24 protein-coding genes and 1 pseudogene are annotated in these 26,745 nt (G+C 61.1%); 13 read left to right on the forward strand and 12 right to left on the reverse strand.

Annotated features, from left to right (window positions below; translation table 11 throughout):
- Window positions 1-26: 26 nt before the first annotated feature.
- Together C6Y56_RS00925 and desA are read right to left on the reverse strand one after the other, a co-directional pair.
- Window positions 27-1,016, reverse strand: coding sequence for a GGDEF domain-containing protein (locus C6Y56_RS00925; RefSeq protein WP_169428348.1), 990 nt, complete (start codon window positions 1,014-1,016; stop codon window positions 27-29).
- 145 nt (window positions 1,017-1,161) lie between these two features.
- Window positions 1,162-2,340 (reverse strand): delta-9 fatty acid desaturase DesA, encoded by a 1,179-nt coding sequence (desA, locus tag C6Y56_RS00930; RefSeq protein ID WP_169428349.1) that lies wholly within the window; start codon window positions 2,338-2,340, stop codon window positions 1,162-1,164.
- 147 nt (window positions 2,341-2,487) lie between these two features.
- Here desA and dibA point away from each other — a divergent pair, with 147 nt between their 5' ends.
- The 6 genes from dibA to C6Y56_RS00960 all read left to right on the forward strand — a co-directional run bounded on the left by dibA (window position 2,488) and on the right by C6Y56_RS00960 (window position 8,787).
- The gene (gene dibA / locus C6Y56_RS00935) at window positions 2,488-4,407 is read left to right on the forward strand and encodes a phosphodiesterase DibA (protein ID WP_169428350.1); all 1,920 of its coding nucleotides are present in this window, start codon (window positions 2,488-2,490) and stop codon (window positions 4,405-4,407) included.
- A 190-nt stretch (window positions 4,408-4,597) separates the two neighbouring features.
- Entirely contained in the window at window positions 4,598-4,780 is a 183-nt protein-coding gene (gene oscA / locus C6Y56_RS00940) for a sulfur starvation response protein OscA (protein WP_003220508.1), read from the forward strand.
- A gap of 139 nt (window positions 4,781-4,919) precedes the next feature.
- Window positions 4,920-5,933, forward strand: coding sequence for a sulfate ABC transporter substrate-binding protein (locus C6Y56_RS00945; protein ID WP_011331904.1), 1,014 nt, complete (start codon window positions 4,920-4,922; stop codon window positions 5,931-5,933).
- 156 nt (window positions 5,934-6,089) lie between these two features.
- Window positions 6,090-6,908, forward strand: coding sequence for a sulfate ABC transporter permease subunit CysT (gene cysT, locus C6Y56_RS00950; protein WP_007952818.1), 819 nt, complete (start codon window positions 6,090-6,092; stop codon window positions 6,906-6,908).
- A 13-nt stretch (window positions 6,909-6,921) separates the two neighbouring features.
- On the forward strand, window positions 6,922-7,794 hold the full coding sequence (cysW, locus tag C6Y56_RS00955) for a sulfate ABC transporter permease subunit CysW (protein ID WP_064361637.1): 873 nt from the start codon (window positions 6,922-6,924) through the stop codon (window positions 7,792-7,794).
- Between the two features lie 3 nt (window positions 7,795-7,797).
- Window positions 7,798-8,787 carry a sulfate/molybdate ABC transporter ATP-binding protein gene (locus C6Y56_RS00960; protein WP_169428351.1) on the forward strand — a complete coding sequence of 330 codons (990 nt, stop codon included), beginning with the start codon at window positions 7,798-7,800 and terminating at the stop codon, window positions 8,785-8,787.
- 114 nt (window positions 8,788-8,901) lie between these two features.
- On the opposite strand, the gene C6Y56_RS00965 is transcribed toward C6Y56_RS00960, so the two are convergent.
- Window positions 8,902-9,426 carry a DUF962 domain-containing protein gene (locus C6Y56_RS00965; RefSeq protein WP_169428352.1) on the reverse strand — a complete coding sequence of 175 codons (525 nt, stop codon included), beginning with the start codon at window positions 9,424-9,426 and terminating at the stop codon, window positions 8,902-8,904.
- Window positions 9,427-9,511: 85 nt separating this feature from the next.
- Between C6Y56_RS00965 and C6Y56_RS00970 the strand changes: the two genes are divergently transcribed.
- On the forward strand, window positions 9,512-10,195 hold the full coding sequence (locus tag C6Y56_RS00970) for a Crp/Fnr family transcriptional regulator (RefSeq protein ID WP_169428353.1): 684 nt from the start codon (window positions 9,512-9,514) through the stop codon (window positions 10,193-10,195).
- A 70-nt stretch (window positions 10,196-10,265) separates the two neighbouring features.
- Window positions 10,266-10,586: a hypothetical protein gene (locus tag C6Y56_RS00975; RefSeq protein WP_169428354.1), complete on the forward strand. Its 321-nt coding sequence runs from the start codon at window positions 10,266-10,268 to the stop codon at window positions 10,584-10,586.
- A gap of 127 nt (window positions 10,587-10,713) precedes the next feature.
- Here C6Y56_RS00975 and uraH read toward each other — a convergent pair whose 3' ends face one another.
- Entirely contained in the window at window positions 10,714-11,124 is a 411-nt protein-coding gene (gene uraH, locus C6Y56_RS00980) for a hydroxyisourate hydrolase (RefSeq protein ID WP_169428355.1), read from the reverse strand.
- Between the two features lie 16 nt (window positions 11,125-11,140).
- Entirely contained in the window at window positions 11,141-11,623 is a 483-nt protein-coding gene (locus C6Y56_RS00985) for a GlcG/HbpS family heme-binding protein (RefSeq protein ID WP_169428356.1), read from the reverse strand.
- A gap of 136 nt (window positions 11,624-11,759) precedes the next feature.
- On the opposite strand from C6Y56_RS00985, the gene C6Y56_RS00990 reads away from it, so the two are divergent.
- Together C6Y56_RS00990 and C6Y56_RS00995 are read left to right on the forward strand one after the other, a co-directional pair.
- Window positions 11,760-12,440: a heavy metal response regulator transcription factor gene (locus C6Y56_RS00990; RefSeq protein ID WP_039772967.1), complete on the forward strand. Its 681-nt coding sequence runs from the start codon at window positions 11,760-11,762 to the stop codon at window positions 12,438-12,440.
- On the forward strand, window positions 12,430-13,815 hold the full coding sequence (locus C6Y56_RS00995; RefSeq protein ID WP_169428357.1) for a heavy metal sensor histidine kinase: 1,386 nt from the start codon (window positions 12,430-12,432) through the stop codon (window positions 13,813-13,815). The genes C6Y56_RS00990 and C6Y56_RS00995 overlap by 11 nt, the downstream gene beginning before the upstream one ends.
- A 131-nt stretch (window positions 13,816-13,946) precedes the next feature.
- On the opposite strand, the gene C6Y56_RS01000 is transcribed toward C6Y56_RS00995, so the two are convergent.
- Window positions 13,947-14,951: an AraC family transcriptional regulator gene (locus C6Y56_RS01000; protein WP_169428358.1), complete on the reverse strand. Its 1,005-nt coding sequence runs from the start codon at window positions 14,949-14,951 to the stop codon at window positions 13,947-13,949.
- A 100-nt stretch (window positions 14,952-15,051) separates the two neighbouring features.
- Between C6Y56_RS01000 and C6Y56_RS01005 the strand changes: the two are divergent.
- Window positions 15,052-16,118, forward strand: a pseudogene (locus C6Y56_RS01005) (fatty acid desaturase).
- Between the two features lie 223 nt (window positions 16,119-16,341).
- Here C6Y56_RS01005 and C6Y56_RS01010 read toward each other — a convergent pair.
- From C6Y56_RS01010 to C6Y56_RS01020, 3 genes are read right to left on the reverse strand one after another with little or no spacing between them, the layout of a single operon-like run.
- Entirely contained in the window at window positions 16,342-17,952 is a 1,611-nt protein-coding gene (locus C6Y56_RS01010) for an arylsulfatase (protein WP_169428359.1), read from the reverse strand.
- 14 nt (window positions 17,953-17,966) lie between these two features.
- The gene (locus C6Y56_RS01015; RefSeq protein ID WP_169428360.1) at window positions 17,967-18,782 is read right to left on the reverse strand and encodes an ABC transporter ATP-binding protein; all 816 of its coding nucleotides are present in this window, start codon (window positions 18,780-18,782) and stop codon (window positions 17,967-17,969) included.
- Window positions 18,779-20,377, reverse strand: a complete 1,599-nt coding sequence (locus C6Y56_RS01020) for an ABC transporter permease (protein WP_169428361.1) — start codon at window positions 20,375-20,377, stop codon at window positions 18,779-18,781. The genes C6Y56_RS01015 and C6Y56_RS01020 overlap by 4 nt, the downstream gene beginning before the upstream one ends.
- A 304-nt stretch (window positions 20,378-20,681) precedes the next feature.
- Here C6Y56_RS01020 and C6Y56_RS01025 point away from each other — a divergent pair, with 304 nt between their 5' ends.
- Window positions 20,682-21,695, forward strand: a complete 1,014-nt coding sequence (locus C6Y56_RS01025) for an ABC transporter substrate-binding protein (protein WP_011331920.1) — start codon at window positions 20,682-20,684, stop codon at window positions 21,693-21,695.
- A gap of 94 nt (window positions 21,696-21,789) precedes the next feature.
- Here the strand turns inward: C6Y56_RS01025 and C6Y56_RS01030 are convergent, their stop codons facing one another.
- Window positions 21,790-22,710: a LysR family transcriptional regulator gene (locus tag C6Y56_RS01030; protein ID WP_169428362.1), complete on the reverse strand. Its 921-nt coding sequence runs from the start codon at window positions 22,708-22,710 to the stop codon at window positions 21,790-21,792.
- Between the two features lie 180 nt (window positions 22,711-22,890).
- Between C6Y56_RS01030 and C6Y56_RS01035 the strand changes: the two genes are divergently transcribed.
- The gene (locus C6Y56_RS01035; RefSeq protein ID WP_169428363.1) at window positions 22,891-23,811 is read left to right on the forward strand and encodes a TauD/TfdA dioxygenase family protein; all 921 of its coding nucleotides are present in this window, start codon (window positions 22,891-22,893) and stop codon (window positions 23,809-23,811) included.
- 49 nt (window positions 23,812-23,860) lie between these two features.
- On the opposite strand, the gene C6Y56_RS01040 is transcribed toward C6Y56_RS01035, so the two are convergent.
- Together C6Y56_RS01040 and C6Y56_RS01045 are read right to left on the reverse strand one after the other, a co-directional pair.
- On the reverse strand, window positions 23,861-25,471 hold the full coding sequence (locus tag C6Y56_RS01040; RefSeq protein ID WP_169428364.1) for an alkaline phosphatase family protein: 1,611 nt from the start codon (window positions 25,469-25,471) through the stop codon (window positions 23,861-23,863).
- Window positions 25,472-25,661: 190 nt separating this feature from the next.
- Entirely contained in the window at window positions 25,662-26,606 is a 945-nt protein-coding gene (locus C6Y56_RS01045; RefSeq protein WP_169428365.1) for a LysR family transcriptional regulator, read from the reverse strand.
- Between the last annotated feature and the right edge of the window lie 139 nt (window positions 26,607-26,745).

Raw genomic sequence — 26,745 nt, forward strand, 5'->3', positions numbered from 1 at the left:
GGCTTGATTGCGCATCCGGTCTGGAGTCAGGCGCAAATGATCCGGTTCTTGCCCTGCCGTTTGGCCTCGTACATCGCCGTGTCTGCGCGGGCGAACAGGGTGTCGAGGCTTTCGTCATCCGGGGTGAGACTGGTCAGGCCCTGGCTGATGGTAATGCCGAACGTCTGTTCACCGTGATTGAAGCTCAGCCGCTGAATTTCCCGTTGCAGCCGTTCGGCCACCTGCATCGCCATGTCCGGCGCACAGCCCGGGAAAACCGCAGCAAACTCCTCACCGCCAATCCGTCCGAACAGGTCCCCCCGACGCAAGGATGCTCGCCCGCATTCGGCGATCCGTTGCAGCACGTTGTCACCTTCCGGGTGGCCGTAAGTGTCGTTGATCACTTTGAAGTCATCGATGTCCAGCAGCAGGAACGCCATTTGCGCGCCTTGCAGACGCGCTTGTTCAAATTCCCGGTGGGCGCATTCGAAGAAGTGTCGACGATTGCTGCTCTGGGTCAGCACGTCGGTAGTGGCCAGCCGTTGCAGCTCGGTTTCCATCTGTTTCTTGTCGGTGATGTCTTCGGCGATGCCGACGATGATCACCGGTTGTCCTGGTTCTTCCTGGCGGTTGATGAAGCACTTGTCGCTGATCCAGCGCACCTGACCGTCGGCGTCGATGATCCGATATTCGCGGTCTTCCACGGCGCCTTTGTGCAGCACTTCGGCGAGGCTGCGTTCAGCATATTCGAGGTCATCGGGGTAGATGCTGTCGCGCCACTGGTTGTAGTCGGCGAGCAGCAGGGCTGCGGAGCGGCCGAAAATCCGCTCATAGGCGGGGCTGACGTACAGCACCTGACGGGTTTCCCAATTGAAGGCCCAAAGCACGGCGTTGACACTGACCAGCAGCGAGCTGAACAGCTGTTCGCGTTCGCTCAGGCGCGCCACTTCGCCCTGAGCGTGCATCAATGCCATCAGGGTCTGTGCGGCCTCTGGCCACTGGGGAAGGGATGAGTCTTTTTGATTGTTGTTGACCATCGACACGGATCTCAAAGGGCGTGCCGGGAAGTCGACAACGGCCACGGGACAGCCCGCCGGGGGTGGCGAAGTGTCTTTGAGATAGGGGATCGCGGGTGAAGTTCCGAAGGGTGCGCCCGGGAGCCGGGCGCACCGATCAACGGCATCAGGCAGGGCGAAGCGAGTAGGTTTTCAACTGATCGGCGAATTCACGCAGGGACTGGATGCCACTGACCTCGGCCTCGTGGACCCATTCCTTGATGGCCGCGAGCATGTCGTGGCCATTTGCGCTGGTCTTGACCCAGATCTGCTGCAGGGCCAGGCGTTTTTCGTAAATGACCTTCAGCGCCTGGCTGTGTTCGAGCATGTTCTGGATGCGCGCGTGATGGCGATCCTCGAGCAGGCTGGTTTCACGGGAGAGCAGACGCTTGGCGCGATGGAACTGGTGGCGTACCGAATGATCGACCTTGGCCAGCTCCTGCTTGACCAGCGGCCCGATCACCAGCTTGCGGTACTGGGCCATGATCTGGAAACGGTTGTTGAGGATCGCCATGGCGGTGTCCATGTCCAGGCTGCCCTTGCCTTCGACGCGGTGGGCGATCGGTGCGACCCGCTGCACCTTGGCCAGACGCAGGAAGCAGAAGACCTTGATCCAGGCCCAGCCGAGGTCGAACTCCCACTTCTTGACCGACAGCTTGGCCGAGTTGGGGTAGGTGTGGTGGTTGTTGTGCAGCTCCTCGCCGCCGATCAGGATGCCCCACGGCACCAGATTGGTCGCGGCATCGCGGCATTCGAAGTTGCGGTAGCCGACGGCGTGACCGAGACCGTTGACCACGCCGGCGGCCCAGACCGGGATCCACATCATCTGGATCGCCCAGATGGTGATGCCGATGGTGCCGAACAGCAGCAGGTCGATGACCGCCATGATTGCGATGCCAAGCAGGCGATAGCGGCTGTAGAGGTTGCGCTCGATCCAGTCTTCCGGGCAGTTCTTCCCATAGATGCGCAGGGTCTCGGGGTTCTGCGCTTCTTCGCGGTACAGCTCGGCCCCTTTGCGCAGTACCGTGGACAGGCCTTTGACGACCGGACTGTGCGGGTCATCTTCGGTTTCGCATTTGGCGTGGTGCTTGCGGTGGATGGCCGTCCACTCGCGGGTGTTCTGCGCCGTGGTCAGCCACAGCCAGAATCGGAAGAAATGCTTCAGCCCGGCATTCAGCTCCAGAGAGCGATGAGCCGAGTAGCGGTGCAAGTAGACCGTGACGGCAACAATCGTCACGTGGGTCATCAGCAGGGTCACGGCGACCAGCGACCAGGCCGACAAGCCAAGAAAACCTTCGTACCACATAGGCTATAGGGCCCTCGATAGAGAAAAAACAGCCGTTGCATTATCACCAAGCACACAGATAAAACCAGTCGCCCTTTCAGATAAGAGATGGCTGGATGTTTCTTGACCTATAATCCCGGCATTTTTTGTAGGGACATGGACGGCCGAATGTCTGCCACATACCGCGATGCCTTGCGTGCAGCGCTGCTTTACCTGGTTCTTGCCGTTGTCTGGCTGCAAGGTACTGGCTATTTATTGAACAGTTTCTTCGATAGCTCCGCTGACCCGTTGCGTTGGCAACTGATCAACGGTTACGTCTTTGCGGCGCTCAGTGCCGGGCTGATCTTCCTCGCCCGGGCGCGTCTGTTCGAATGCCTGGGCATCGGTGCCCGGTTGCGCGAGCGTCAGGCCGATCGCGAACGTCTGCGCCAGGCCGCCGCGGTGTTCGATTGCACACGTGAAGGCGTGCTGGTCACGGACCGACAAGGGCTGATCGTGCACGTCAATCGCGCGTTCATGGAGATCACCGGTTATCAGCACGACGAAGTGCTCGGTCGGCAGCCCAGCCTGTTCAAGTCCGGCCACCATCCACCAGGCTTCTATCAGGCGATGTTCGCCACGTTGCAGGCGCAGGATGAATGGAGCGGCGAGATCTGGAACCGGCGCAAGAGCGGAGAAATTTATCCACAGTGGCAAACCATCCGGGTGATACGCGACGATGACGGTCGCCTCAGTCATTACGTCGCGGTATTTTCCGACATCAGCGCGATCAAGGACTCCGAGCACGAACTCAAGCATCTGGCCCACCATGATCCGTTGACCGACTTGCCAAACCGCCTGCTGTTCAGCGACCGCGCCGAGCAGGCACTGGCTTCGGCGCAGACCCACAAGCGCGGCTGCGCGCTGCTGATGATCGACCTCGATCACTTCAAGCTGATCAACGACAGCCTCGGCCACAACATCGGCGACCGTTTGCTCAAGGCGGTTGCTGTGCGTTTGCAGGCGTTGTTCGGACCGGGCATCACGCTGGCGCGCCTGGGTGGCGACGAGTTCGCGGTGTTGATGGAAAGTTGTCCACAGCCGGCGCAGGCGGCGGCGCTGGCCCAACGTATTCTCGATGCACTCAAGGAGCCGTTCTGCCTCGACAGCCACGAATTGTTCATCAACGCCAGCCTCGGCATCAGTCTCTTCCCCAGCGATGCCTTGAGCGCCGAACAACTGCTGCGCAACGCCGATGCGGCGCTGTTCAAGGCCAAGAGCAGTGGTCGCAATGGCTACGCGCTGTACACCGAAGAACTCACGGCCCACGCCCAGCAGCGGGTCGAAATCGCCTTCGAATTGCGCCGCGCGCTGGAGCAGCAGGAGCTGCGGGTCTACTACCAACCGGTGCACGACCTGAAAACCAGTCGCCTGATCGGCGTCGAGGCGCTGGTGCGCTGGGAGCATCCGCAGCGGGGCCTGGTGTCGCCGGCGGAGTTCATCCCGATTGCCGAGCGCACCGGGCTGATCTCGGAAATCGACGCCTGGGTCATGCAGCAGGCCTGCCGGCAGATGTGCCAATGGCAGCAGGCCGGTGTGGTGCTGTCGTTTGTTGCGGTGAATGTTTCGTCACGACTGTTTGCCCGCCGTGAGTTGTATGAGCAGGTGGCGCAGGTGCTGCACGACACCGGTCTGGATCCGGCCTATCTGGAACTGGAAGTCACCGAAAGCGCGGTGATGGACGATCCGGAAGTGGCGCTGGAACAGATGCATCGTCTGCGCGAGCTGGGGATTCGTCTGGCCATCGATGATTTTGGCACCGGTTACTCGTCGCTGTTGCGGCTCAAGCGCCTGCCGGTGCAGAAGCTCAAGATCGACCAGGGATTCGTCGCCGGCCTCCCTTGGGACGAAGACGATGCAGCGATTGTCCGGGTGATCATCGCCCTGGCCCGCAGCATGGGCATGCAGGTGCATGCCGAGGGCATCGAGCAGGCCGAGCAGGCGGCGTTCCTGCTTGAGCAGGCTTGCGATCTGGGGCAGGGCTACTGGTTCGGGCGGCCTGTGCCCGAGACGTTGATTGACTGGAGCAGAGCCCCGGCAATCGGTTGAGCGGCGGGACCGGCGGACTTGCGAAAGGGTAAATCCGCCGCAAACCCTTGCTGCATCACATAATGTTTTCCAGTTATATAAACATTCTTAAATAGTCTTTTTAAGAATATCCGCGCCTCTCTTATATTGCTCCCACGCCGAACGCAGTGCCGCCCACTGCCAGGCATATCCCATACAAAGGAGCAGCACCATGAGCGCATCCCTGCGTAGCGTTGACGGTCAGGACGAAACCACCATTCTGCGTGAAATCCAGAGCGCCTTGCGCGACCTGCGTTTCGGTGCGGTGGAAATTACTGTGCACAACGCGCAAGTGGTCCAGATCGAACGCAAAGAGAAATTCCGTCTGCAGCAACCGGGCAACAAACCGAGCTGAATCCAAAAAGATTCCAGCCTGCGCCCGCTCTTGCCGGGGATCAATGCAAGAGTGGGCGCAGGCGGTGATCTTTACTGGCAACCCGATTTTCGCAATCCATAAGAAAAAGCCACCACCCAGAATTCCAGGAGCTTTCACCATGTCGTCGATTCGCCGTTACGCTTTGGCCGCCCTGGCCAGTGCCGTGTTTGCCGGTTCCGCGGTTGCCAAGGATTATGAACTGCTCAACGTGTCGTACGACCCGACTCGCGAGCTGTATCAGGATTACAACGCCGAATTCGTGAAGTACTGGCAGTCGGAGCACGCCGGCGACACCGTGAAAATCCAGCAATCCCACGGCGGTTCGGGCAAGCAGGGCCGTGCGGTGATCGATGGTCTGCGCGCCGATGTCGTGACCCTGGCGCTGGCCGGCGACATTGACGAAATCGCCAAGCTCGGCAAGACCCTGCCGGCTGACTGGCAGAAGCGTCTGCCGGACGCCAGCACCCCGTACACTTCGACTATCGTGTTCCTGGTGCGCAAGGGCAACCCGAAAGGCATCAAGGACTGGGGCGATCTGATCAAGAACGACGTCTCGGTGATCACCCCGAACCCGAAAACCTCCGGCGGTGCGCGCTGGAACTTCCTCGCCGCGTGGGCCTACGGCCTGAAAGCCAACGGCGGCAACGAAGCCAAAGCCAAGGAATACGTACAGACCCTGTTCAAGCACGTTCCTGTTCTGGACACCGGCGCCCGTGGCTCGACCATCACTTTCGTCAACAACGGTCAGGGTGACGTGTTGCTGGCCTGGGAAAACGAAGCCTTCCTGGCGCTGAAAGAAGACGGTGGCAAGGACAAGTTCGATATCGTCGTGCCGTCGCTGTCGATCCTCGCCGAACCACCGGTGGCCGTGGTCGACAAGAACGCCGAGAAGAAGGGCAACGAGCAGATCGCCGAAGCCTACCTCAAGCACCTGTACAGCCCGGCCGGCCAGGAAATCGCGGCGAAGAACTTCTACCGCCCGCGAGACAAGGACGTGGCGGCCAAGTACGCCCAGCAGTTCCCTAAACTGGAGCTGGTGACCATCGACAAGGACTTCGGCGGCTGGAAAACCGCGCAGCCGAAATTCTTCAACGACGGAGGCGTGTTCGACCAGATCTATCAGGCGCAGTAATCTCAAATGAAACGAGCCTGATGCTCAGGCACGAAACCATGTGGGAGCGGGCTTGCTCGCGAAGACGGTGTGTCAGACGACGTAAATGTTGAATGATAGGGCCCATTCGCGAGCAAGCCTGCTCCCACATTGATGCGTTTTTAACCAAGGACTTTTATGTCGCGTCGTATCTCCCCCGTCATACCCGGCTTCGGGCTGACGCTGGGCTACACCTTGGTGTACCTCAGCCTGATTGTGCTAATCCCGCTGGCGGCGATGTTCGTCCACGCCGCCCAACTCACCTGGGATCAGTTCTGGACGATCATCTCCGCGCCCCGCGTTCTCGCTGCACTGAAGCTGAGTTTCGGCACTGCACTGTGCGCCGCGATCATCAACGGCATCATCGGCACGTTGCTGGCCTGGGTGCTGGTGCGTTACACGTTCCCGGGGCGCAAGGTGATCGACGCGATGATCGATCTGCCGTTCGCCCTGCCGACCGCGGTGGCCGGTATTGCGCTGACAGCGCTGTACACGCCGACCGGGCTGGTCGGGCAGTTCGCCGCCGACCTCGGTTTCAAAATCGCCTACACCCCACTCGGAATCACCCTGGCGCTGACCTTCGTGACGCTGCCGTTCGTGGTGCGCACGGTGCAGCCGGTGCTGGCCGACATCCCGCGTGAAGTCGAAGAAGCGGCGGCGTGCCTGGGGGCCAAACCGTTGCAGGTGTTCCGCCACATCCTGCTGCCGGCGCTGTTGCCGGCCTGGCTGACCGGTTTCGCCCTGGCGTTCGCCCGGGGCGTCGGCGAGTACGGTTCGGTGATTTTCATCGCCGGTAACATGCCGATGAAAACCGAGATCCTGCCGTTGCTGATCATGGTCAAGCTCGACCAGTACGATTACACCGGCGCTACCTCCATCGGCGTGTTGATGCTGGTGGTTTCCTTCGTCCTGTTGCTGCTGATCAACTTGCTGCAGCGGCGCATCGAAACCCCATAAGGAGGCGCGAACCATGTCCCAATCGTCTATTGCGGCCGCTTCCTCGGCCAACGCTGCCCGGCGTGGCAGTGCCACTTCGCGGCGGATTCTGATCGGCCTCGGCTGGCTGATTTTCTTCCTGTTTCTGCTGCTGCCGCTGTTCATCGTGGTGTCCCAGGGTTTGAAGAACGGCCTCGGTGCCTTCTTCACGGCGATCTTTGAGCCGGATGCCCTGTCGGCCCTGAAACTCACCGTAATCGCCGTGCTGATTTCGGTGCCGCTGAACCTGGTGTTCGGTGTCAGTGCGGCGTGGTGCGTGAGCAAATACTCGTTCCGTGGCAAGAGTATGCTGGTGACGCTGATCGACCTGCCGTTCTCGGTGTCGCCGGTGATCGCCGGTCTGGTCTACGTGTTGATGTTCGGCGCTCAGGGCCTGTTCGGGCCGTGGCTGCAGGATCACGACATCCAGATCGTCTTCGCCCTGCCGGGCATCGTGCTGGCGACGATCTTCGTCACCGTGCCGTTCGTGGCCCGTGAGCTGATCCCGCTGATGCAGGAACAAGGCACTCAGGAAGAAGAAGCCGCGCGTCTGCTCGGCGCCAATGGCTGGCAGATGTTCTGGCACGTGACCGTCCCCAACATCAAATGGGGCCTGATCTATGGTGTGGTGCTGTGTACCGCGCGGGCCATGGGTGAATTCGGTGCGGTGTCGGTGGTTTCCGGGCACATTCGCGGGGTGACCAACACCTTGCCGCTGCACGTCGAGATCCTCTACAACGAATACAACCACGTGGCCGCGTTCGCCGTGGCGAGCCTGTTGCTGATCCTGGCGCTCTTCATCCTGCTGCTCAAGCAGTGGAGCGAAAACCGTATCAACCGCCTGCGCGCCAGCGCCGCGGAGGAATAATTCATGTCGATCGAAGTGCGTAACGTCAGCAAGAATTTCAATGCGTTCAAGGCGCTGGACAACATCAGCCTGGACATCCAGAGCGGTGAACTGGTGGCGTTGCTCGGCCCGTCCGGCTGCGGCAAGACCACCTTGCTGCGCATTATTGCCGGTCTGGAAACCCCGGATAACGGCAACATCGTGTTCCACGGCGAAGACGTGTCCGGTCACGACGTGCGTGATCGCAACGTCGGTTTCGTGTTCCAGCACTACGCCCTGTTCCGCCACATGACGGTGTTCGACAACGTCGCATTCGGCCTGCGCATGAAGCCGAAAAACCAGCGCCCGAGCGAAAGCCAGATCGCGACCAAGGTTCACGAGTTGCTGAACATGGTGCAACTGGACTGGCTGTCGGATCGTTATCCGGAGCAATTGTCCGGCGGCCAGCGCCAACGTATCGCCCTGGCCCGCGCCCTGGCGGTGGAGCCGAAAGTGCTGCTGCTCGACGAGCCGTTCGGCGCCCTCGACGCCAAGGTGCGTAAAGAGCTGCGCCGCTGGCTGGCGCGCCTGCACGAAGACATTAACCTGACGTCGGTGTTTGTGACCCACGATCAGGAGGAAGCGATGGAAGTGGCCGACCGCATCGTGGTGATGAACAAGGGTGTGATCGAACAGATCGGCTCACCGGGCGACGTCTACGAAAACCCGGCCAGCGATTTCGTCTATCACTTCCTCGGCGATTCGAACCGTCTGCATCTGGGGGATGACAACCACGTGCTGTTCCGCCCGCACGAAGTGTCGCTGTCGCGGCATGAACTGGAGGATCACCACGCCGCTGAAGTCCGCGATATCCGGCCGCTGGGCGCGACCACGCGGGTGACGTTGAAGGTTGAAGGTCAAACCGATCTGATCGAAGCGGAAGTGGTGAAAGATCACGACAGCCTGACCGGGTTGGCCAAGGGTGAAACGTTGTTCTTTAAACCGAAGGTCTGGCAGAAAGTCGCCAACCTTTAAAAGCATCGCGGGCAAGTCGAGTCGTCGCACCGCAGCTCCCACATGTTTTACGGCGAACACAACATTTGTGAACGACCGGACCCTTGTGGGAGCTGGCTTGCCAGCGATGGCGGTCTAGACAGCCGCGCGATTCGGATTGACCCGCACCACGCCCGCCCGCGCCTCGATCTGCTCTTTCAGCTCATGGCGCATCCCGAGCATGAACGCCAGTTCGGCCACCACAAAAAGCGGCCCGACAATCAACCCGCTCACGTCATCGACAAACGCCGGTTTGCGCCCTTCATAGTGGTGCCCGACAAACTGGATCACCCAGCCGATCACAAACATCGCAAGACCTGCGCTCAGCCAGACCAGGGTGCTCTGCTGCGCCAGGACATGCCCGGCCCAGACCGACAGCCCCATCAGCACGGTCATCAAAATCCCGAGCTTCAGCTCCAGGCGCAGGTAAAACCATGCCGAAGCAAGGGCCACGATCACCGCCGGGGAAATCCACAAGTTGCCCACCGACCATTCCGGCCGCGACAACAGCACGGCCACCGCCACCACAATCAGCGGAATCCCGATAAAGTGGCTGGCGATGTTGCGCGGGTCACGGTGGTAAGCGGCGTATTGACTCAAATGATCGACGAGGCTTTTCATTGTTGTTCCTCCTGTAGGGTGATCGAATCATGCCCCGGGTTCACGGCTCGCTCTGTCAGGCAGGCGACAATCTTTAGGAGAACGCATGGATAAGGTCTGGCGCGAGCGCCTGTTGACCGGGCAATGGTTCAGTCATCTGCCGCTGTCCTTTCAGGATAGTCTGCTGGCGGCGGCCCGGGAGCGGCGGCTGGCGGCGGGGCAGCGGCTGTTCCAGCGCGGTGATGCGCCGTGCGGGCTGTACGCGGTGCTCGACGGCGCGGTACGCATCGGCGCAGTCAGCGAGCAGGGCAAGGAGGCGCTGCTGAGCCTGGTGGAGGCGCCCCACTGGTTCGGCGAAATCTGCCTGTTCGACGGCCAGCCCCGCACCCACGATGCCTGTGCGGTCGGGCCTTGTACGCTGCTGAACATTCCCCAGGCTACGCTGCTGAAATTGCTCGACGAGCAACCCGTCTACTGGCGGCATCTCGCGCTGTTGATGAGCCACAAGCTGCGCCTGACCTTCATCAATCTTGAACAGCTGAGCCTGTTGCCGGCCCCGGCGCGCCTGGCTCACCGACTGCTGATGATTGCCGAAGGCTACGGCGAACTCGACCCGCCACGCTGTGTGCTGCAACTGCCCCAGGAACAGTTGGCATCGATGCTGTCGCTGTCGCGGCAGACCACCAACCAGATCCTCAAGGACCTGAAAGATCAGGGAATCATTGGTCTCGGTTATGGGGAAATCGAGATTCTGGACATGGAAAAACTGCGCGCCACCTGTCAGATCTGACAGTAGCGGACGCATATCGGGCGGTGTACAAGAGGTGGGTCGAATATGACCACAAAAGGAGTTGGACCCGATGAACAGTAAAGCTGCCGGCACCGCTGATTACTCTGACCTCCCTGTCAATAAAAGCGTCCCCGCACCAGTCGTTGTCAAACCCCAGGGTGACGTCAACAACCCGGTTGAATTCTCTGGTACTGGTCTGGCTGGGTGGCGGGTATGGATCATGGAAGTTCCGATTGATGGTGATCCGTTTGCTTCAGCTCTAGTCGGCCCGGATGGTACTTGGTCTGTCAAAGCGACACTGCCCAAAGCTGAATATCAGGCTTTCGCGGTACAGATGGATAATCGTGAAAGGTCTGAATGGAGCCCGTTTTTCAAGTTCAAGGTCAATTAATGAACATCTGGTCCGCAAGCTGATTTCCGACACAGCGGCGGTAGGAGAGTTTGCGAAGAAGAAAAGACCCTGATCATCCAATATTGCCGTCGATGGAGCAGGGCTTTTCTTGCCGAATCTGTCTGAGCTACGAACCGCGATAGGTCGAGAAGCCATACGGGCTCAGCAGCAGCGGAATGTGATAGTGCTGATCCGTCTGCTTCACTTTGAAAATCACCGGAATCTCCGGAAAAAACGTCTCGTGCTTCGTCTTCTCGAAGTACTCGCCGGTCTTGAACACCACCCGGTATTCACCCGCCTCGAACGGTTTGTTCGCCGGGAACAGTTCGGCGATCCGTCCCTGTTCATTGGTGGTGCCCTGCGCCAGCGGCTGCCAGTCCTGACCGACATGACGCTCCAGCGTCACGTTGATGCCCGGCGAAGGCAGGCCGTTTTCCAGATTGAGTACGTGCACGCTCAGCGGGTTGCCGGCAGCCAGCGCCAGGCTCGAAAAAGCGCTCAGGCCGAGCGCGGCAAAAGTGATGCGCAGTGGGGTCATGGTGATGCTCCTGGGTTCAAGTACGGTTGATGGACAGGCCGACGATGTTGGCAGCCTTGATTGCGCAGGCTTCGTCCTGCTCACCGCCGCCGGAGCCGGCCACGCCCATGGCGCCGACCAGTTCTTTTCCGGCGAACAACGGAATGCCACCACCGAGCAACAGCAATTCATCGAGGGTATTGAGGTTGGCGGTTTCCGGATTGCTGCGGGCGCGCTCGGCGAACACCCGGGTCGGGGTTTTCGTCGATAGCGCGGTGTAGGCCTTGCGTTGGCTGGCGGCGGTGTTGTGCGGGCCGATACCGTCGCCGCGCAAAGTCACCAGCAGGTTGCCGCCACGGTCGAGCACCGACACCGTGCCAGTGCAGTTTTCCAGCGTTGCATCGGCCAGCCGCCGTGCGGTTTTCAGATCGAGGTCGGCATGACGGGGCAGCTCAGGTGCGGCGAATGCGGTGGCGCCGAGGCTGATTGCCAGGCTGGCGATCAAGTATTTAGCGGTCATGGGCAGGCTCCAAAAGCGAAGGCCGCCACCTTATCCGCCGGTCCCCGTCGTAACCTCGTCAGTCGGATTACATGTTTGTAATGGGCAATGTCGCCGAAGGGGCCTAGCCTGTGCTTCTGATCAATCGAGGTGTGCCATGCGTTTGCTGGTCGTAGAAGATGAAGCCAAAACCGCGAACTTCATCGCCAAAGGGCTGGGAGAGTCGGGTTTTGCCGTGGACGTGGCGCTGAATGGCCTCGACGGTCGCTACTTTATTGAGCAGCAGGAGTATGACCTGATCATCCTCGACGTGATGCTGCCGGGCCTCAACGGCTGGCAATTGCTCCAGCTGATCCGCCAGCGTGGCGCCACGCCGGTGCTGTTCCTGACGGCGAAGGACGCCATCGAGGACCGCGTGCGCGGCCTCGAGCTGGGGGCCGATGACTATTTGCTCAAGCCATTCGCCTTCGCCGAATTGCTCGCACGGGTACGGACGTTGCTACGGCGTGGGCCGATGCGCGAAGCCGAGTCGTACAGCATCGCCGATCTGGAAATCGACGTGCTGCGCCGTCGGGTCAGCCGTGGCGGTCAGCGCATCGCCCTGACCAACAAGGAGTTCGCCCTGCTGCATTTGCTCGCCAGCCGTCAGGGTGAAGTGCTGTCGCGCACGCTGATCGCTTCGCAGGTGTGGAACCTGAATTTCGACAGCGACACCAACATGGTCGAAGTCGCGGTGCGCCGGCTGCGTTCGAAAGTCGATGATCCGTACATGCCCAAACTGATCCACACCGTGCGCGGGGTCGGCTATCAACTCGAAGCGCCCGACGATGCGCGCTAGGTCGATCGCCTGGCGCCTTGCCCTGGCGTTCGCCGCCGTTTGTGCGCTGGTACTCGGCGCGATCGGCGTGTTCCTGTATCGCTCGCTGGCCTCGGAACTCGCCTGGCGCGACGACATGGCGTTGCTCGGTCGTCTGGAGCAAGTACGCGCATTGCTCGCCGACAGCGACAGCCTCGACGCCTTGCAGGCGCGGCCACGGCTGTACCAGAACATGCTCGGCAACCTCGACAGTCTGCTGCTGGTGCAACGCGCTGACGGCTCGAATGTGATCACGATCAACCCTCGCCAACGCGCACTGCCGTCGGTGCCGGCCATCCCCCGGGATCAACCGCCGCAACGCAGCGATGTGCTGGTCTGGCAAGCGTCGGACGGTGTCGAACTGGCCCTGTTGTCAGGTCAGGCCCAAGGCCCGAACGGCGAATCGCTGACCGTGATCGCCGGCAAGGTCTTGAGCGAGCGCGAGCAGATGCTCGGCAGCTATCGCCTGCGTTTGTATCTGGCCGTCGGACTGGGTGCCGTGCTCGCCTTCACCCTTGGCCTGGTACTGTTGCGCCGCGGTTTGCGGCCTCTGCGCAAGCTGAGTGAGGCGCTGCGTGGCATCGACCTGCGCAGCCTCGACCAACGGGTTCCCACCACCGGCACGCCAACCGAATTGCTGGAGCCGGTACAAGCGTTGAACGGCATGCTCGGGCGGCTCGACGACGGTTTTCAGCGTCTCTCACAGTTTTCCGCCGACCTCGCCCATGAAATCCGCACGCCCCTGCACACCTTGCTGGCGAGCAACGGCCAGGCACTGAATCACCCGCGCACCAGCACCGAGTATCAGGATGTACTGGCGTCGAACATGGAAGAGTTCGAACGGCTCAAGCGTATGGCCGAAAACCTGATGTTTCTCGCCCGCGCAGAGCAGGCCGAACGGGCGCTCGATCTGCGCCCGCTCAAGCTGCACGATATCGGCGAAGAGTTGTGCGACTACTTCGAAGCCCTGGCCGATGACCGGGAAATCCGCCTCGAAAACACGTTCAGCGGTGAACTGCTGGCGGATCAACAACTGCTGCAACGCGCCTTGGGCAACCTGTTGGCCAACGCCGTGCGCCATGCCGATGCCGGATCTGTCATCAGCTTGCGCCGGCGCGATGAACCAGGCGTGTGCTGGCTGCAGGTCCATAACCTGGGCCCGGTCATCGCGCAGGAGCATCTGGGCAAACTGTTCGACCGCTTCTACCGCGTCGACCCGTCCCGCGCCGAACCGGGAGATTCCGGCGGATTGGGATTGGCGATCGTGCAGTCGATCATGCAGTTGCATGGGGGGCGGGTGCGGGTCAGCAGTGATGCAAATGGCACCGTGTTTGAACTGGGGTTTATGTTGGTCTGACGGGCGCTTTCGCGGGCAAGCCCGCTCCCACAATGGTCGAGGTGTGACGCGGATTTTTGTACGCCCCAATCCTTGTGGGAGCGGGCTTGCCCGCGAAGAGGCTGGTCGATTCAGAACAAATTCCAGCCCCGTCAGCGCAACTGATCCCGAAACTGCCCCGGTGTCATCCCCGTCCAGCGCTTGAACGCCCGGCTGAAGCTGCTGGTATCGGCAAATCCCAGTAAATAACTGACTTCGCTCAGCGAGCATTGCGGATCGCGCAGGTGCAGCAGCGCGAGGTTTTCGCGGCTTTCATTCAGCAGGGTGTCGAAGCGGCAACCCTCGTCCGCCAGGTGCCGTTGCAGACTGCGCAGGCTCAAGTGCAGAGCCTGGGCGATGCGTTCGGCGCTGGGTTCGCCTTCGGGCAGTTGTTCTTCGATGGCGTCGCGCACCTTGCGCTCCCAGGTCAGGGGCTGGAGCTGGGCGAGGGTGCGTTTGAGCACCGCTTCGTTGTGCTCGGCCAGTTCCGGGTTGGCGTCGTCGAGGTGGCTGTCGAAGTCGGCGAGGGCGAACTCGATGCAGTCTTCTTCGGCTGAAAAATGCACCGGCGAGCGGAACACTTTGTGCCATTGATGTGCATCGGTGGGTTCCGGGCGGCGCAGGTACACCGCCAGTGGCGCGTAGTCGCGGCCCAGACGATTGCGGCAGGTACGCACGTAGATCGCGGCGAAGGCGTCGATGGCTTCGAAGGCAGGCGCCGGGTTGTCGACCGGGATCTTCAGGCGAAACCGATAGCGGTCTTCGGTGCGGGTCAGCTCCAGTTCCAGCGCGTCGCTGACCACCTGGTGATAACGCACGATCCGCTCGAACACTTCCCGCAGGCTGCCGCTGGCCACCAACGCATAGCCCAGCGCATGAAAGGTCGTGGGGCTGACAAACCGCGACACCCGCAAACCGATCGCCGGATCACCGCTGACCTGCACTGCGATTTCCCACAGGCGTGTGGTCGCGGACAACGGATAGCGGGCGTTCGGGTCGTCCATCAATTGCGGATCGAGCCCGGCCTGCTGGCACAGGGCAGTGCTGTCCAGCCCCAGCGCGTCGAGTTGCTTGCGCAGGGCGCGGGTCCAGCTGGCGAGAGAAGTCGGTTCCTTCATGCTGATTGGCGCTTCCGGTCAACAGGTTGGCGTTCTCGGCTACCGCGTTTGGAGTCCGCGCGGGGCAGGATACGAACATCAATAATCAGAGGATGGAAGCATGGACCGTACTTCTGCAAGTCCCCAGCGACACAATGCTGCCCAGCGATCAGCGCATATTCGCGAAGTGGTGCTGGCCAAAGGCGTCGAGCTGCGCGAGCGCTACCCGATTCTCAAGCATCAGGATGCCCTTGGTGCGGGAATTCTGGCCTTCGCCCTGGCCGGGATGATCGGATCGGCGGCGCTCTATATCACCGGGCAATTGGCGTGGTGGGTGTGCTTGCTATTGAACGCCTTTTTCGCTTCGCTGACCCACGAACTCGAACACGACCTGATCCACAGCATGTATTTCCGCAAACAGCGCGTGCCGCACAACCTGATGATGGGCCTGGTGTGGCTGGCGCGGCCGAGCACGATCAACCCTTGGATCCGCCGTCATTTGCACCTCAATCATCACAAGGTGTCCGGCACCGAAACCGACATGGAAGAGCGGGCGATCACCAATGGCGAACCCTGGGGTTTTGCGCGGTTGCTGATGGTTGGCGACAACGTGATGTCGGCGCTTATCCGCATGCTCCGGGCCAAGACCTGGGCGCACAAGTACAGCATCATCAAACGCACGCTGAAAGTCTACGCGCCGCTGGCGCTGGTGCATTGGGGGGCGTGGTATGTGTTTCTCGGCTTCCACGCGGCCAATGGCATCGCTTACTTGATGGGCTCGCCGATCGAATGGTCGGCGACCACGTTGTCGGTGATGCAAGTGATCGACATCGCGGCTGTGGTGATCATCGGCCCGAACGTGTTGCGCACCTTCTGCCTGCACTTCATCAGTTCGAACATGCATTACTACGGGGATGTGGAGCCGGGCAATGTGCTGCAGCAGTGCCAAGTGTTGAACCCGTGGTGGCTGTGGCCGTTGCAGGCGTTCTGCTTCAACTTCGGCAGCAGTCACGGGATTCATCATTTTGTGGTGAAGGAGCCGTTCTACATTCGCCAGCTGACGGTGCCGGTGGCGCATAAGGTGATGCGGGAGATGGGGTTCGGTTTAACGATTTCGGGACGTTCGGGCGGGCGAACCGGTTTGTTCGCAAGGAAAATGAAGGGTTGGCGGGAAGGCAATTGAGGTGAATTGACTTTGTATGTTCGGCTTGAGAACCAGCCCTCACCCTAACCCTCTCCCGGGGGAGAGGGGACTGATTGGGGATATTGGAGAAGAACGCCGACGTGATCCTGATGTGCTGAATCCATAATCGACTCGGTATTTCAGGTCGATGTATAACGCGGAACACCTCGGTCAGCTCCCTCTCCCTCCGGGAGAGGGCTGGGGTGAGGGCAGCTCTTGATCGAAATCTCAATCCGGCTGAAACGGCGACTCACTCAAAATCACCCCGGTCTCCTCCACATACCGCTGCCAATGCTCGATCAGCGCTTCCAGCCTCTGCGGCTGGCTCGACGCCAGGTCATGAATCTCCCCCGGATCACTGCTCAGATCGTACAACTGCCAGGTCGCCGGCCCCACCGGGCCGGGGATCCACACCGCTTTCCACTGTCCCTGCCGAATCGCCCGGCGCCCGAACAGTTCCCACCCGGTGACGGTGTGTTCGTCATGCACCTGCGCCGTCTCGCCGGACAAGAACCCCAGCCACGATTTACCGCGCAAAGGCGCCACCGTTTTACCGTGCCACTGCTTGCCGGGATGGCGCACGCCGGCCAGATCGAGAATGGTCGGCGTGATGTCCATCACCGTGCCGAAACCATGGCTGATCTGCCCCTTTAACGGCAGCTGCGGATAGTGCAGCAGCGCCGGAACGCGAATCCCGCCCTCGGTGGTGAAGGCCTTGAACAGGCGTGACGGTGCGGTTGCCACCTGCGCCCAGTTCGGTCCGTACCAGACGTAGGAATTGGCGCGGCCGATGTTGTCGAGGCTGTTGTCGAAATGCTGGCTCAGATACGTCATCAGCTGCGGACCGAATTTCGGGAAGGCTTCCAGCAGCGCGCCTTCGGCACCGTTGTCGGACATGAACAGGATGAAGGTGTTGTCGAGCTGACCTTGTTGACGCAGATAATCGACGACGCGGCCGATGTTCCAGTCCATGCGCTCGACCATCGCTGCGTAGACTTCCATCGCCCGGGCGGAAATGCGTTTTTGTTCATCGCTCAGCGCGTCCCATTGCGCGGTCAGCTGGATCAGCGGATGCGGTTCGACATCCGGCTCGATCAGCCCAAGCGATTTGAGTTTTTCCAGACGCTCGAGGCGCAGCACTTCCGGCCCCGCGTCGTAGCGGCCGCGATATTTTTCGACGATGTCGGCGGGCGCCTGCAGCGGCCAGTGCGGCGCGGAAAACGGCAGGTAGGCGAAGAATGGCCGGCTCTGGTCACGCTCCTTGAGGTACTGCAACAGCTTGTCGCCGAAGGCGTCGGAGGAATAGAAATCCTTCGGCAATTCGTCGATGAAGGTGTCGTCTTCGATGTACAGCGCCGGGGTGGATTTCAGCAGGCCGGGCGTGTGTTCGTCGTAGGTCGGTTCGAAGCCGTAGTGGTTGGCCGCGCCGGGCAGCAGCGAGAACGAACGCTCGAAACCGCGGGCGTGGGGCGCCAGTTCGGCGGTCAGCCCCAGGTGCCATTTGCCGCTCATCAAAGTCTGATAACCGGCCTCACGCAGCAACTCCGGCAGCGCGACGACACGGTCATTGAGGTAACCCTCGTAGCCCGGCTTGCCGATCAGTTCCGGGGTCAGGGCTTCGGCCATGGTGCCGATGCCGGCGATGTGGTGATCGGTGCCGGTGAGCAGCATCGAGCGGGTCGGCGAGCAGGTCGGTGCGGTGTGAAAATCGGTCAGGCGCAAGCCATTGTTGGCCAGCGCATCGAGGTTCGGCGTGGCGATTTCGCCGCCGAAGGCTCCGATGTCGGAGAAGCCGAGATCATCGGCCAGAATCACCAGAAAGTTGGGACGTTGCGGCATCGACAGGCTCCTGTTCAGCAGGCAATGAACGACAGCGGCAGATCGCGGATCTGCACCGGTGCGCTCGGTTGGTAATGGTCGTCACTGGTCAGTTCGTGCAGCAGTTCTTCGCGCAACTGGTGGAAGTCGAAACTGCTGCGCTGGCGCGGATGGGGCAGGGCGATGTCCACCACCTGTTTGATCCGGCCCGGGCGCGGCTCCATGACCACCACGCGGTCGGCGAGGAAAATCGCTTCCTCGACATCGTGGGTGACCAGAATCGTGGTGATCTTTGCCCGCTCGCGAATCGCCAGCAGCTCGTCCTGCATCTGCTGGCGGGTCAGCGCGTCGAGGGCGCCGAAAGGTTCGTCGAGCAACAGGATCCGTGGGCTCGCCACCAGGCCGCGAGCAATCGCCACGCGCTGAGCCATGCCGCCGGAGAGTTGGTGCGGGTAGGCGCGGGTGAAGTCGCGCAGGCCTACCAGTTCGATGAAATCGTTGACGCGTTGCTGCTTTTCGGAGGCAGCCAGCGGCTCGTTCACCAAGCCCAGGCCGATGTTGTCGGCCACCGTCAGCCACGGGAATAGACGGTGCTCCTGAAACACGATGCCGCGCTCGCCACCGACGCCGTTGACGGCTTTGCCATCGACTGTGATCTGCCCGCGAAACTGCGTGTCGAGGCCCACCAACAAGCGCAGCAAAGTGGATTTGCCGCAGCCGCTGGAACCGACGATGGCGACGAATTCGCCCTCGGCAATGTCGAGGTTGAATTCGCGAATCGCCTCCAGTTCGAAACCGTCGACGTCGAAAGATTTGCCTACATGGTTGAAGCTGACAATCGGTGCGTTCATGCGTGTCTCCAGCGGGTGGCGCGGATTTCCAGGCGTTGGCCAATGAGGTTGAGCAGGGCGCCGGTGAGGCCGACCAGCAGCATCCCGGCCATGATCAGGTCCATGCGCAGCAGTTGTTGGGCGCCGATCATCTGGCTGCCGATGCCGCCGTTGGACGGCATGAAATATTCGGCGCCGATGGTGCCCAGCCAGGCGTAGATCAGGCTCAGGCGCAGGCCGGCGAAAATCCCCGGCGCGGCGCCCGGCAATACCAGTCGACGCAGGCGTTGGGCGAGGCTCAGGCGCAGCACCTGCGCGGCTTCGTTGAGCTGTGGCGAGAGGTTGGCGACGCTGCGTTGAGTCGCGACAAACAACGGAAAGAAAGCGGCGAGGGCGACGAACACCCACTTCGCCAATTCGCCCAGACCGAACCAGGCGGTGAGCAACGGCACCCAGGCGAAAATCGCGATCTGGCGAAGGGCGGCGAGGGTCGGGCCGAGCACCCGTTCGCTGGTACGCGACAGACCCAGCAACAAGCCCAGCACGAGGCCGAGGCCGCCGCCAATCAACAAGCCGCCGAGTGTGCGGCCCAGGCTCAGGGCCATGCCCGAGATCAGCGTGCCGTCGAGCAATCCGTTTTTCGTTGCCTCAAGCACCACCCACGGGCTGACCAGAATGTTGGCATCGATCCATTGTTGATCGACCGCCAGTTGCCACAACGCAAACAGCGCCAGCGGCAGCAGCCACGGCTGCACGCGTTGCCAGCCTTCGTAGCGTGGGCCGCGACGAATTTCCGCCGTGGCCGGGTGCGGCCAGTGCACCAGTTTTCTGTCCAGCAGGCCGATGCCGCGATCCATCGCCACCCCGATCAGGCCGATCACCACGATGCACACAAAGACGATGTCGAGCATGAACAACTGACGCGCCCAGACCATCAGGTAACCGATGCCTTCGCTGGAGGCCAGCAGTTCCACCGCGAGCAATGAAGTCCAGCCAGCGGCCAGCGCCAGGCGCACGCCGGCCATGAACGCCGGGAGGGCGGCGGGCAGCACCAGTCGGCGGATCAACAGACGTGGCGGCAAACGTAAAACAGCGGCGGCTTCACGTAATTTGGGTTGCGCATCGCGCACGCCGACCAGCGTGTGCAGGGTCACCGGCACCACGATGGCCTTGACCAGCACCACCAGTTTCAGCGTTTCGCCGATGCCGAAAAACACCATGAACAGCGGAATCCACGCCAGCGTCGGCACCTGGGCCAGGCCGGTGAAGGTCGGGAAGATCAGGCGTTCGAGGCGACGGCTGAAGCCCAGCGCCGCGCCGAGTACTGCGCCGGCGGAAACGCCCGCGAGCAGGCCCCAGAACAACCGTTGCAGGCTGATCCACAAATGACTCCACAACTCGCCCTGGGACAGCTCGATCGCGCTGCTCCACACCAGTGACGGCGCCGGCAGGATCTGTTCGCTCATCCATTGATTGCGCGCCGCCAGCCACCACAGGGCGAACAGTCCGAGCGGTAATATCCAGGGTAAGACGCGGTGGCTCAGGCGTGGCCAGGTGCGCCGGCTTTTCAACGGCGGTGCGGCCAGTGGCAGGCTGAGCAGGGATTCACGGGCCATGGGTGACCTCCGTTGTCGGGTTGGATCGTGTTAGCGGAATTAGCTGAAAACTAATTGTTATAAGCGAATTGAAAAATAACAATTTTGGAGATAAGCAGCGCCATTTAAGGCCTCCAGCCCTGCACGCATCCAATGCATTCGAAGAATATTTTCGATGCTCTCCATGCATACCGCTCTGCATGTCCCGATTTTGCTGACTTAGCTTGAATAGCTATAAAAATGTGCGTTTTAAGTATTTAAGTGCTGGTACGGATTGCGCCTACTTTCGGTTCCTCAATGCCCGCCGTGATCAGGAGCCGCACCCATGAACCTTCCCTTCAAACGTGTCATCAGTCTGTTTGCCGCGCCGGCGCTGGCGGGGCTGCTGGCGTTCTCTGCCCAGGCCGACGAGCTCAAGGAGATCAGGATTGCCGTGCCGGATCTGAGCGCCGGCACCCAGCACAGCGGTGGGGGCATCGTGGACGTGCTGCGCGATCAGCAGATCTTCGAAAAGGCCTTCGCCGATCAGGGCATCAAGATTCAGTGGAGTTTCTTCAAGGGCGCCGGACCGGTGATCAACGAAGCGTTCGCCAACGGCCAGGTGGACCTGGCCTATCTCGGAGATCTGGCGGCCATCATCGGCAAGTCCAACGGACTGGATACGCGCCTGCTCAGCGCCAGCGCCCGGGGTGTGAAGCAATACCTGGGCGTGGTGCCGGGTTCGGGGATCAAGACGCTGCAGGATCTCAAAGGCAAGCGCGTGGCGATCTTCCGCGGCACTGCGACCCAGTTGTCGTTCGATGCCGCGTTGGCCAGTGTGGGCCTGAGCGAGAAGGACGTGAAAGTGATCAACCTCGATTTCAACGCAGCGGTTGCCGCGCTGGCGGCGAAGCAGATCGATGCGTCGTGGGGCAGCTCTGGGCTGACTGCATTGCAGGCCAAAGGCCTGGCCGAGTTGCCATTGAACACCAAGGATCTCGGCGGCGCTGGCAGTGTGCAGTCGGTGCTGGTGGGGACCGGCAAATTTGTCGACGGGCATCCGGAAGCCGTGGCGAAGCTGCTCAAGGCTCAGCAGCAGGCCGTGGAGTGGCTGACCCAGGACAGCAACAAGGACGCCTACGTGCAACTGGTCTCGGGACTCGCGAGTTATCCGCCGGTGATCCTGACCCAGGATCTGAAGGATCAGAACCTGAGTGAAGTATTCCCGTCGACACTGGACCCGTTGTTCCTCGAAAACCTGCAGGGCAAGGTGGATCTGGCGGCGCAGCAGAAGCTGATTCGCAAGCCGTTCAAGGTGAACGAGTGGGTGGCGCCTGAGCTGGCGGCTGCGAAGCTTTGATTTTTTAGCGTCAGAGCAGACCTCATCGCCAGCAGGCTGGCTCCCACAATTGGATGCATTTCATGTGGGAGCCAGCCTGCTGGCGATGACGACCTCAAACCGCGACGCTGATTTCCTGTTTATCCACCGCCACCAACGTCTCGATCATCGCCCGCGCCGCCGGTGAAAGCCGGAATCCGGTGCGGCTCACAATCCCGCACCGCGCATTCATGCTCTCCAGGTTCTGCGGCAGGTTGCGCCAGTGCAGCAGCGCCAGCGAGCCTTGGGCAATGTCCTCGACAAACGCCTCTTCGGTGCCGACGCCGATCGCGTTGGATTGCAGCACCACTTTCACCAGCGCCGGAAAATGCTCGGTCTCGATGGTCGGTGAAAAATCGATCCGCCCGCTGAGATTCGCCAGCAGTTTGCGAATGCCCGGCGGGATCAGCGTGGTCGCCAGCGGGTAGTCGAACATGTCGTTGGTCGACAGGCTTTCCTTGGCCAGCAGCGGATGCCCCGGCCGGCAGAAAAACACCCCGCGCTTGGGCGTCAGCGGTTGGGTCTGGAAGTTCGGGTCGGATTCGAAATGACGGATGTCGGCGATGAAGAATTCGATCTCTTCGCGGCTCAGGGCGCGGCTGAGCTTTTCCCAGTTATCCACCTGAAAGCGGGTGCGTACTTTCGGGTGCGCATTGATGAATTGCGCCACCGCGTCCGGCACCAGTTTCACCGCCGGCGCCGGGCCGCAACCGAAGTGCAGTTCGCCGGCGTCGAGCTTGGTCATCTGCGTCACTTCGGCGCTGAGCAATGCCGCGCCCTGCACCAGGGTCAAGGCGTGTTGCAGCACCACTTGGCCTTCTGGGGTAGGGCGCAGATCCTTGTTGCCGCGATCCACCAGCACACAGCCGAACTCCTGCTCCAGCCCTTGAATGCTGCGGCTGAACGCCGGTTGAGTGATGCCCATGGCGTCGGCCGCGCGGACAAAACTGCGGTGTTCGTTGAGGGCGATGAAGTAGCGCAACTGGCGAAGATCCATATGCTTTTCCGGCATCCTAAAAATAGCTCGAAGGCATTTGCGACGAGGTTGCTTGAGGTTTTAAATGCAAGCTCTTATTCCGTCAACGAAGCATGTGAATATCTATTAGATTCAAATGGAATATAGATAGAGCGTTGTTTCGCTGCCGTCCAACCGCAAGCAGTCGATGAGGGTCTACCCATGAGCAATGCCGCACTCGCTGTAAAACCCGCTGTCCACGCGCTGGACATTCATCCGGTGGCCGGCCGTATCGGCGCCGAAATCCGTGGCGTGCACTTGTCCGGTGAGCTGGATGCCGCGACGGTTGAAGCCATTCAACAGGCGCTGATCCAGTACAAGGTCGTGTTCTTCCGCGAGCAGACCCAGCTCGACGATCAACGTCAGGAAGCCTTTGCGCACCTGCTCGGCGAGCCGGTGGCGCATCCGACCGTGCCGTCCCGCGAGGGCACCCGTTACCTGCTGGAACTGGACGGCGCCGAAGGGCAGCGCGCCAACTCCTGGCACACCGACGTGACCTTCGTCGATGCCTACCCGAAAGCCTCGATCCTGCGCTCGGTGGTGGCTCCGGCGTTTGGCGGCGACACGCTGTGGGCGAACACCGCGACCGCGTACAACGAACTGCCGACCGAACTGCGTGAACTGGCGGACAAACTGGTGGCCGTGCACAGCAACGAGTACGACTACGCCGGAGCGAAGCCGGACGTGTCGGCGGAGAAGCTCGAGCGCTATCGCAAGATCTTCACCTCGACCGTCTATGAGACCGAGCATCCGGTGGTGCGTGTGCACCCGATCAGCGGCGAAAAGAGCTTGTTGCTGGGGCACTTCGTGAAGCGCATCAAGGGCTATTCCCAGGCCGATTCGGCGCATCTGTTTGGTCTGCTGCAGAGCCATGTCATCCGCCAGGAAAACACCGTGCGCTGGCGCTGGAAGGCCGGTGACGTGGCGATCTGGGATAACCGTTCGACGCAGCATTATGCGATTGATGATTACGGCACTCAGGATCGGGTGGTGCGTCGGGTGACGCTCAAAGGAGAAGTGCCGGTCGGGGCGAGCGGGCAGCGTAGCCAGACCATCAAAGGCGCTGAAATCGTCGGCGTCTGATAAGACCTCATCGCGGGCAAGCCGGCCATCCGGCTTGCCCGCAGTCCTTTTACCAGACGCCAATCTGAACGAGCTTCTCGGTCTCCGGCTCCCCATAACGAAACCGCTGCCCACGCAAATCAATCTCCTGATGACTGATCGTCGTGCGCCGCTTCAGCCCGCGCACCCACTCGAACAGATACCCCGCATGCTCCTCACGCACCGCCGCATACGTCGGATCCGCGCCCAGATCCTGCAGCTCCTGCGGGTCATTCAACAGATCGAAAAGCTGCGGCCGAAAGCCGTCGTACGCCAGGTATTTCCAGCGCTCGCTGCGCACCATGGTCATGCGGCAGCGGTCGATCGGCTGGCCCAGTCGCTGCCGCGCCGGGGCCTGGAAGGCGTAGTCGTATTCGCTGATCGCATAGCGACGCCAGTCGGGATTCTCGCCGTGCAGCAGCGGAATCAACGAACGGCCCTCCAGGCGATGCTCGGCACCCGCCACGCCCAGCGCGTCGAGAAAGGTCGGCACGCCATCGATGGTTTCCGCCAGGCGTTCATCGACTGTGCCCCGCGTGACATCCGCCGCCGCACGCGGGTCGCGCACGATCAACGGCACGCCCACCGCTTGCTCCAGCAAAAACTCCTTCTCCCCCAGCCAGTGATCGCCCAGAAAGTCGCCGTGATCGCTGGTGAACACGATCAGCGTGTCCTCCCAGCGTCCGTTGCTTTGCAGGAAATCGAACAGCCGCCCCAACTGATCATCGACCTGTTTGACCAGGCCCATGTACGTCGGGATCACGTTCAGTCGTACCGGATCTTTGGAGAAATTCAGGCATTCCTCATGCTGGCGAAAGGCCTGATAGACCGGGTGGTCGCTTGGAGAGGCATTACGTACCGGTTCGAGAATCGATTTCGTACTGTACAAAGTGTGGTACGGAGCCGGTACGATGTAGGGCCAGTGGGGTTTGATATAGGACAGGTGTAAAAACCACGGTTTTTCACCTTGCTCACCGATGAAGTCGATGGCTCGATTTGTAGTGTAGACAGTCTCTGAATGTTGCTCGGGAATTCGCGCCGGCAAATGGGCATTGCGCATTTTCCAGCCGCTGAGGATTTCGCCGTTGTCGCCTTCGGCCGCGTTGGCCCAGTCGTGCCAGGGGTTACGCCCTTCGAAACCCTGTTCGCGCAGGTAATGGGTGTACGGCGCGGATTCGCGTTTGTCATCGAACAGCGGGTCGTCGGGGAAGATGCCGTCGTGACGAAAGTACGGTTCGAAGCCGACTTCATTGAGCACTTCGGCTTGGGCGCTTTCGGGGTTGATCGCCAGCCGCTGCAAGGCATCCACATTAGCCGTGGCGTGGGTCTTGCCGACCAGCGCAGTACGAATGCCGTGGGGGCGCAGGTAATCGCCGATGGTCAGTTCTTCCAGCGGTAGCGGCACGGCGTTCCACGCCACTTGATGGCTGCTGACATAGCGTCCGGTGTAGGCCGACATCCGCGACGGCCCGCAGATCGTGCCCTGGGTGTAGGCGCGGCTGAAGCGCACGCCGGCGGCGGCCAGGCGATCGATGTTCGGGGTGTGCAGGTGCGGGTGGCCGTAGCAGGACAGGTAATCGCGGCGCAGTTGATCGCACATGATGTACAGCACGTTGCGCACAGGGTTTTGCGGGTTGGACATGGGGTTCACCAGTCAGAAAGACAGGCGAGGTTTTTCGCTTTCTGCGAGGGTGTTCGGCAAGTGCATTCGGGGAATGTGTTTCATGCAAGAAATGCATCGGCGCCTGCGCAGGCCTCTTCGCGAGCAAGCCCGCTCCCACAGGAGTACGCGTTTCGAATGTGGGAGCGGGCTTGCTCGCGAAGGCGGTGCGTCAGACGGCAAAATTGTCCAGTGAACACACTTCCTCATCCACCGCATCAATCGCCTTGATCTGCTCGATCATCGCTTCGGCCAACGGTGACAACCGATACCCGGCGCGACTGACAATTCCGTAGCGCGTGTACAACTCCTCGAGATCATCCGCCAACCCTTCGATCTTCAAGCACACCAGCTCACCACGAGCCTGATGCAGCGCATCCGAATAGGCACCGACGATACCGATCGCATCCGAGCGCAGCACCACGCCGAGCAGGCTGGCGCTGTTCTCGCACTCCACGTTCGGGACGAAATCCGGGCGGCCGCTGAGGTCGACGATGACCTTGCGCAGGTTCGGTGGACGGATGCTGACGGCCAGTGGATAACTCATCAATTGCTCGGCGGTGACCCGATCCGATGCGGCCAGCGGATGCCCGGCGCGGCAGCAGAAATGCCATTTGCGCGGGCGCAAACGATGGGTCAGGTAATCCGGATCGGCCTCGAAGTGCCGGGTGTCGGCGACGAAGAATTCGAACTCTTCACTCAGCAGTCGCTTGCTCAAACTCTGCCAGTCATCGACCTGGTAATGCACCCGCGCTTTGGGGTAACGGCCGATGAAGCTGCCGATGGCTCGGGGGATCAATCCTGCCGCCGGTGCCGGGCCGCAACCGAAGCGCAATTCTCCCGCCTCCAGCCCGTTGAACTGGCTGATCTCGTTGGCCATCTGCTGTGCACCGCTGACCAGCCGCCGGGCGTGTTCAAGCAGCACCTGCCCCTGTTTGGTCGGCGGCAATTCCTTGCGCCCGCGATCCACCAACTGGCAACCGACGCTGTGTTCCAGCGCCTGAATGCTGCGGCTGAATGCCGACTGCGACAGGTTCACCGCCTGCGCGCCGGCGACGAAGCTGCGTTGTTCGGCAAGGGCGATGAAGTGGCGGAGCTGGCGCAAGTCGATATGCATTTTTCACATAAAAAATATCCGGGAAATGCATTGGATATGCATTAGGTCGACTCCTTATAAAGGCAATCTCTTATGCAGTAAATCTTTGTAAAAACATAAATGAATAACTGAAAAGAATATGCAGCGCGGAAGATGTCTG

This window comes from Pseudomonas fluorescens (assembly GCF_012974785.1).
In the GTDB taxonomy this organism is placed as follows: Bacteria; Pseudomonadota; Gammaproteobacteria; order Pseudomonadales; family Pseudomonadaceae; genus Aquipseudomonas; species Aquipseudomonas fluorescens_BT.

What these genes read in the sequence shown, in the direction of transcription:
- C6Y56_RS00925 (WP_169428348.1), bottom strand. Translation starts at nt 1,016, where the DNA reads ATGGTCAACAACAATCAAAAAGACTCATCCCTTCCCCAGTGGCCAGAG.
- desA (WP_169428349.1), bottom strand. Translation starts at nt 2,340, where the DNA reads ATGTGGTACGAAGGTTTTCTTGGCTTGTCGGCCTGGTCGCTGGTCGCC.
- dibA (WP_169428350.1), top strand. Translation starts at nt 2,488, where the DNA reads ATGTCTGCCACATACCGCGATGCCTTGCGTGCAGCGCTGCTTTACCTG.
- oscA (WP_003220508.1), top strand. Translation starts at nt 4,598, where the DNA reads ATGAGCGCATCCCTGCGTAGCGTTGACGGTCAGGACGAAACCACCATT.
- C6Y56_RS00945 (WP_011331904.1), top strand. Translation starts at nt 4,920, where the DNA reads ATGTCGTCGATTCGCCGTTACGCTTTGGCCGCCCTGGCCAGTGCCGTG.
- cysT (WP_007952818.1), top strand. Translation starts at nt 6,090, where the DNA reads ATGTCGCGTCGTATCTCCCCCGTCATACCCGGCTTCGGGCTGACGCTG.
- cysW (WP_064361637.1), top strand. Translation starts at nt 6,922, where the DNA reads ATGTCCCAATCGTCTATTGCGGCCGCTTCCTCGGCCAACGCTGCCCGG.
- C6Y56_RS00960 (WP_169428351.1), top strand. Translation starts at nt 7,798, where the DNA reads ATGTCGATCGAAGTGCGTAACGTCAGCAAGAATTTCAATGCGTTCAAG.
- C6Y56_RS00965 (WP_169428352.1), bottom strand. Translation starts at nt 9,426, where the DNA reads ATGAAAAGCCTCGTCGATCATTTGAGTCAATACGCCGCTTACCACCGT.
- C6Y56_RS00970 (WP_169428353.1), top strand. Translation starts at nt 9,512, where the DNA reads ATGGATAAGGTCTGGCGCGAGCGCCTGTTGACCGGGCAATGGTTCAGT.
- C6Y56_RS00975 (WP_169428354.1), top strand. Translation starts at nt 10,266, where the DNA reads ATGAACAGTAAAGCTGCCGGCACCGCTGATTACTCTGACCTCCCTGTC.
- uraH (WP_169428355.1), bottom strand. Translation starts at nt 11,124, where the DNA reads ATGACCCCACTGCGCATCACTTTTGCCGCGCTCGGCCTGAGCGCTTTT.
- C6Y56_RS00985 (WP_169428356.1), bottom strand. Translation starts at nt 11,623, where the DNA reads ATGACCGCTAAATACTTGATCGCCAGCCTGGCAATCAGCCTCGGCGCC.
- C6Y56_RS00990 (WP_039772967.1), top strand. Translation starts at nt 11,760, where the DNA reads ATGCGTTTGCTGGTCGTAGAAGATGAAGCCAAAACCGCGAACTTCATC.
- C6Y56_RS00995 (WP_169428357.1), top strand. Translation starts at nt 12,430, where the DNA reads ATGCGCGCTAGGTCGATCGCCTGGCGCCTTGCCCTGGCGTTCGCCGCC.
- C6Y56_RS01000 (WP_169428358.1), bottom strand. Translation starts at nt 14,951, where the DNA reads ATGAAGGAACCGACTTCTCTCGCCAGCTGGACCCGCGCCCTGCGCAAG.
- C6Y56_RS01010 (WP_169428359.1), bottom strand. Translation starts at nt 17,952, where the DNA reads ATGCCGCAACGTCCCAACTTTCTGGTGATTCTGGCCGATGATCTCGGC.
- C6Y56_RS01015 (WP_169428360.1), bottom strand. Translation starts at nt 18,782, where the DNA reads ATGAACGCACCGATTGTCAGCTTCAACCATGTAGGCAAATCTTTCGAC.
- C6Y56_RS01020 (WP_169428361.1), bottom strand. Translation starts at nt 20,377, where the DNA reads ATGGCCCGTGAATCCCTGCTCAGCCTGCCACTGGCCGCACCGCCGTTG.
- C6Y56_RS01025 (WP_011331920.1), top strand. Translation starts at nt 20,682, where the DNA reads ATGAACCTTCCCTTCAAACGTGTCATCAGTCTGTTTGCCGCGCCGGCG.
- C6Y56_RS01030 (WP_169428362.1), bottom strand. Translation starts at nt 22,710, where the DNA reads ATGGATCTTCGCCAGTTGCGCTACTTCATCGCCCTCAACGAACACCGC.
- C6Y56_RS01035 (WP_169428363.1), top strand. Translation starts at nt 22,891, where the DNA reads ATGAGCAATGCCGCACTCGCTGTAAAACCCGCTGTCCACGCGCTGGAC.
- C6Y56_RS01040 (WP_169428364.1), bottom strand. Translation starts at nt 25,471, where the DNA reads ATGTCCAACCCGCAAAACCCTGTGCGCAACGTGCTGTACATCATGTGC.
- C6Y56_RS01045 (WP_169428365.1), bottom strand. Translation starts at nt 26,606, where the DNA reads ATGCATATCGACTTGCGCCAGCTCCGCCACTTCATCGCCCTTGCCGAA.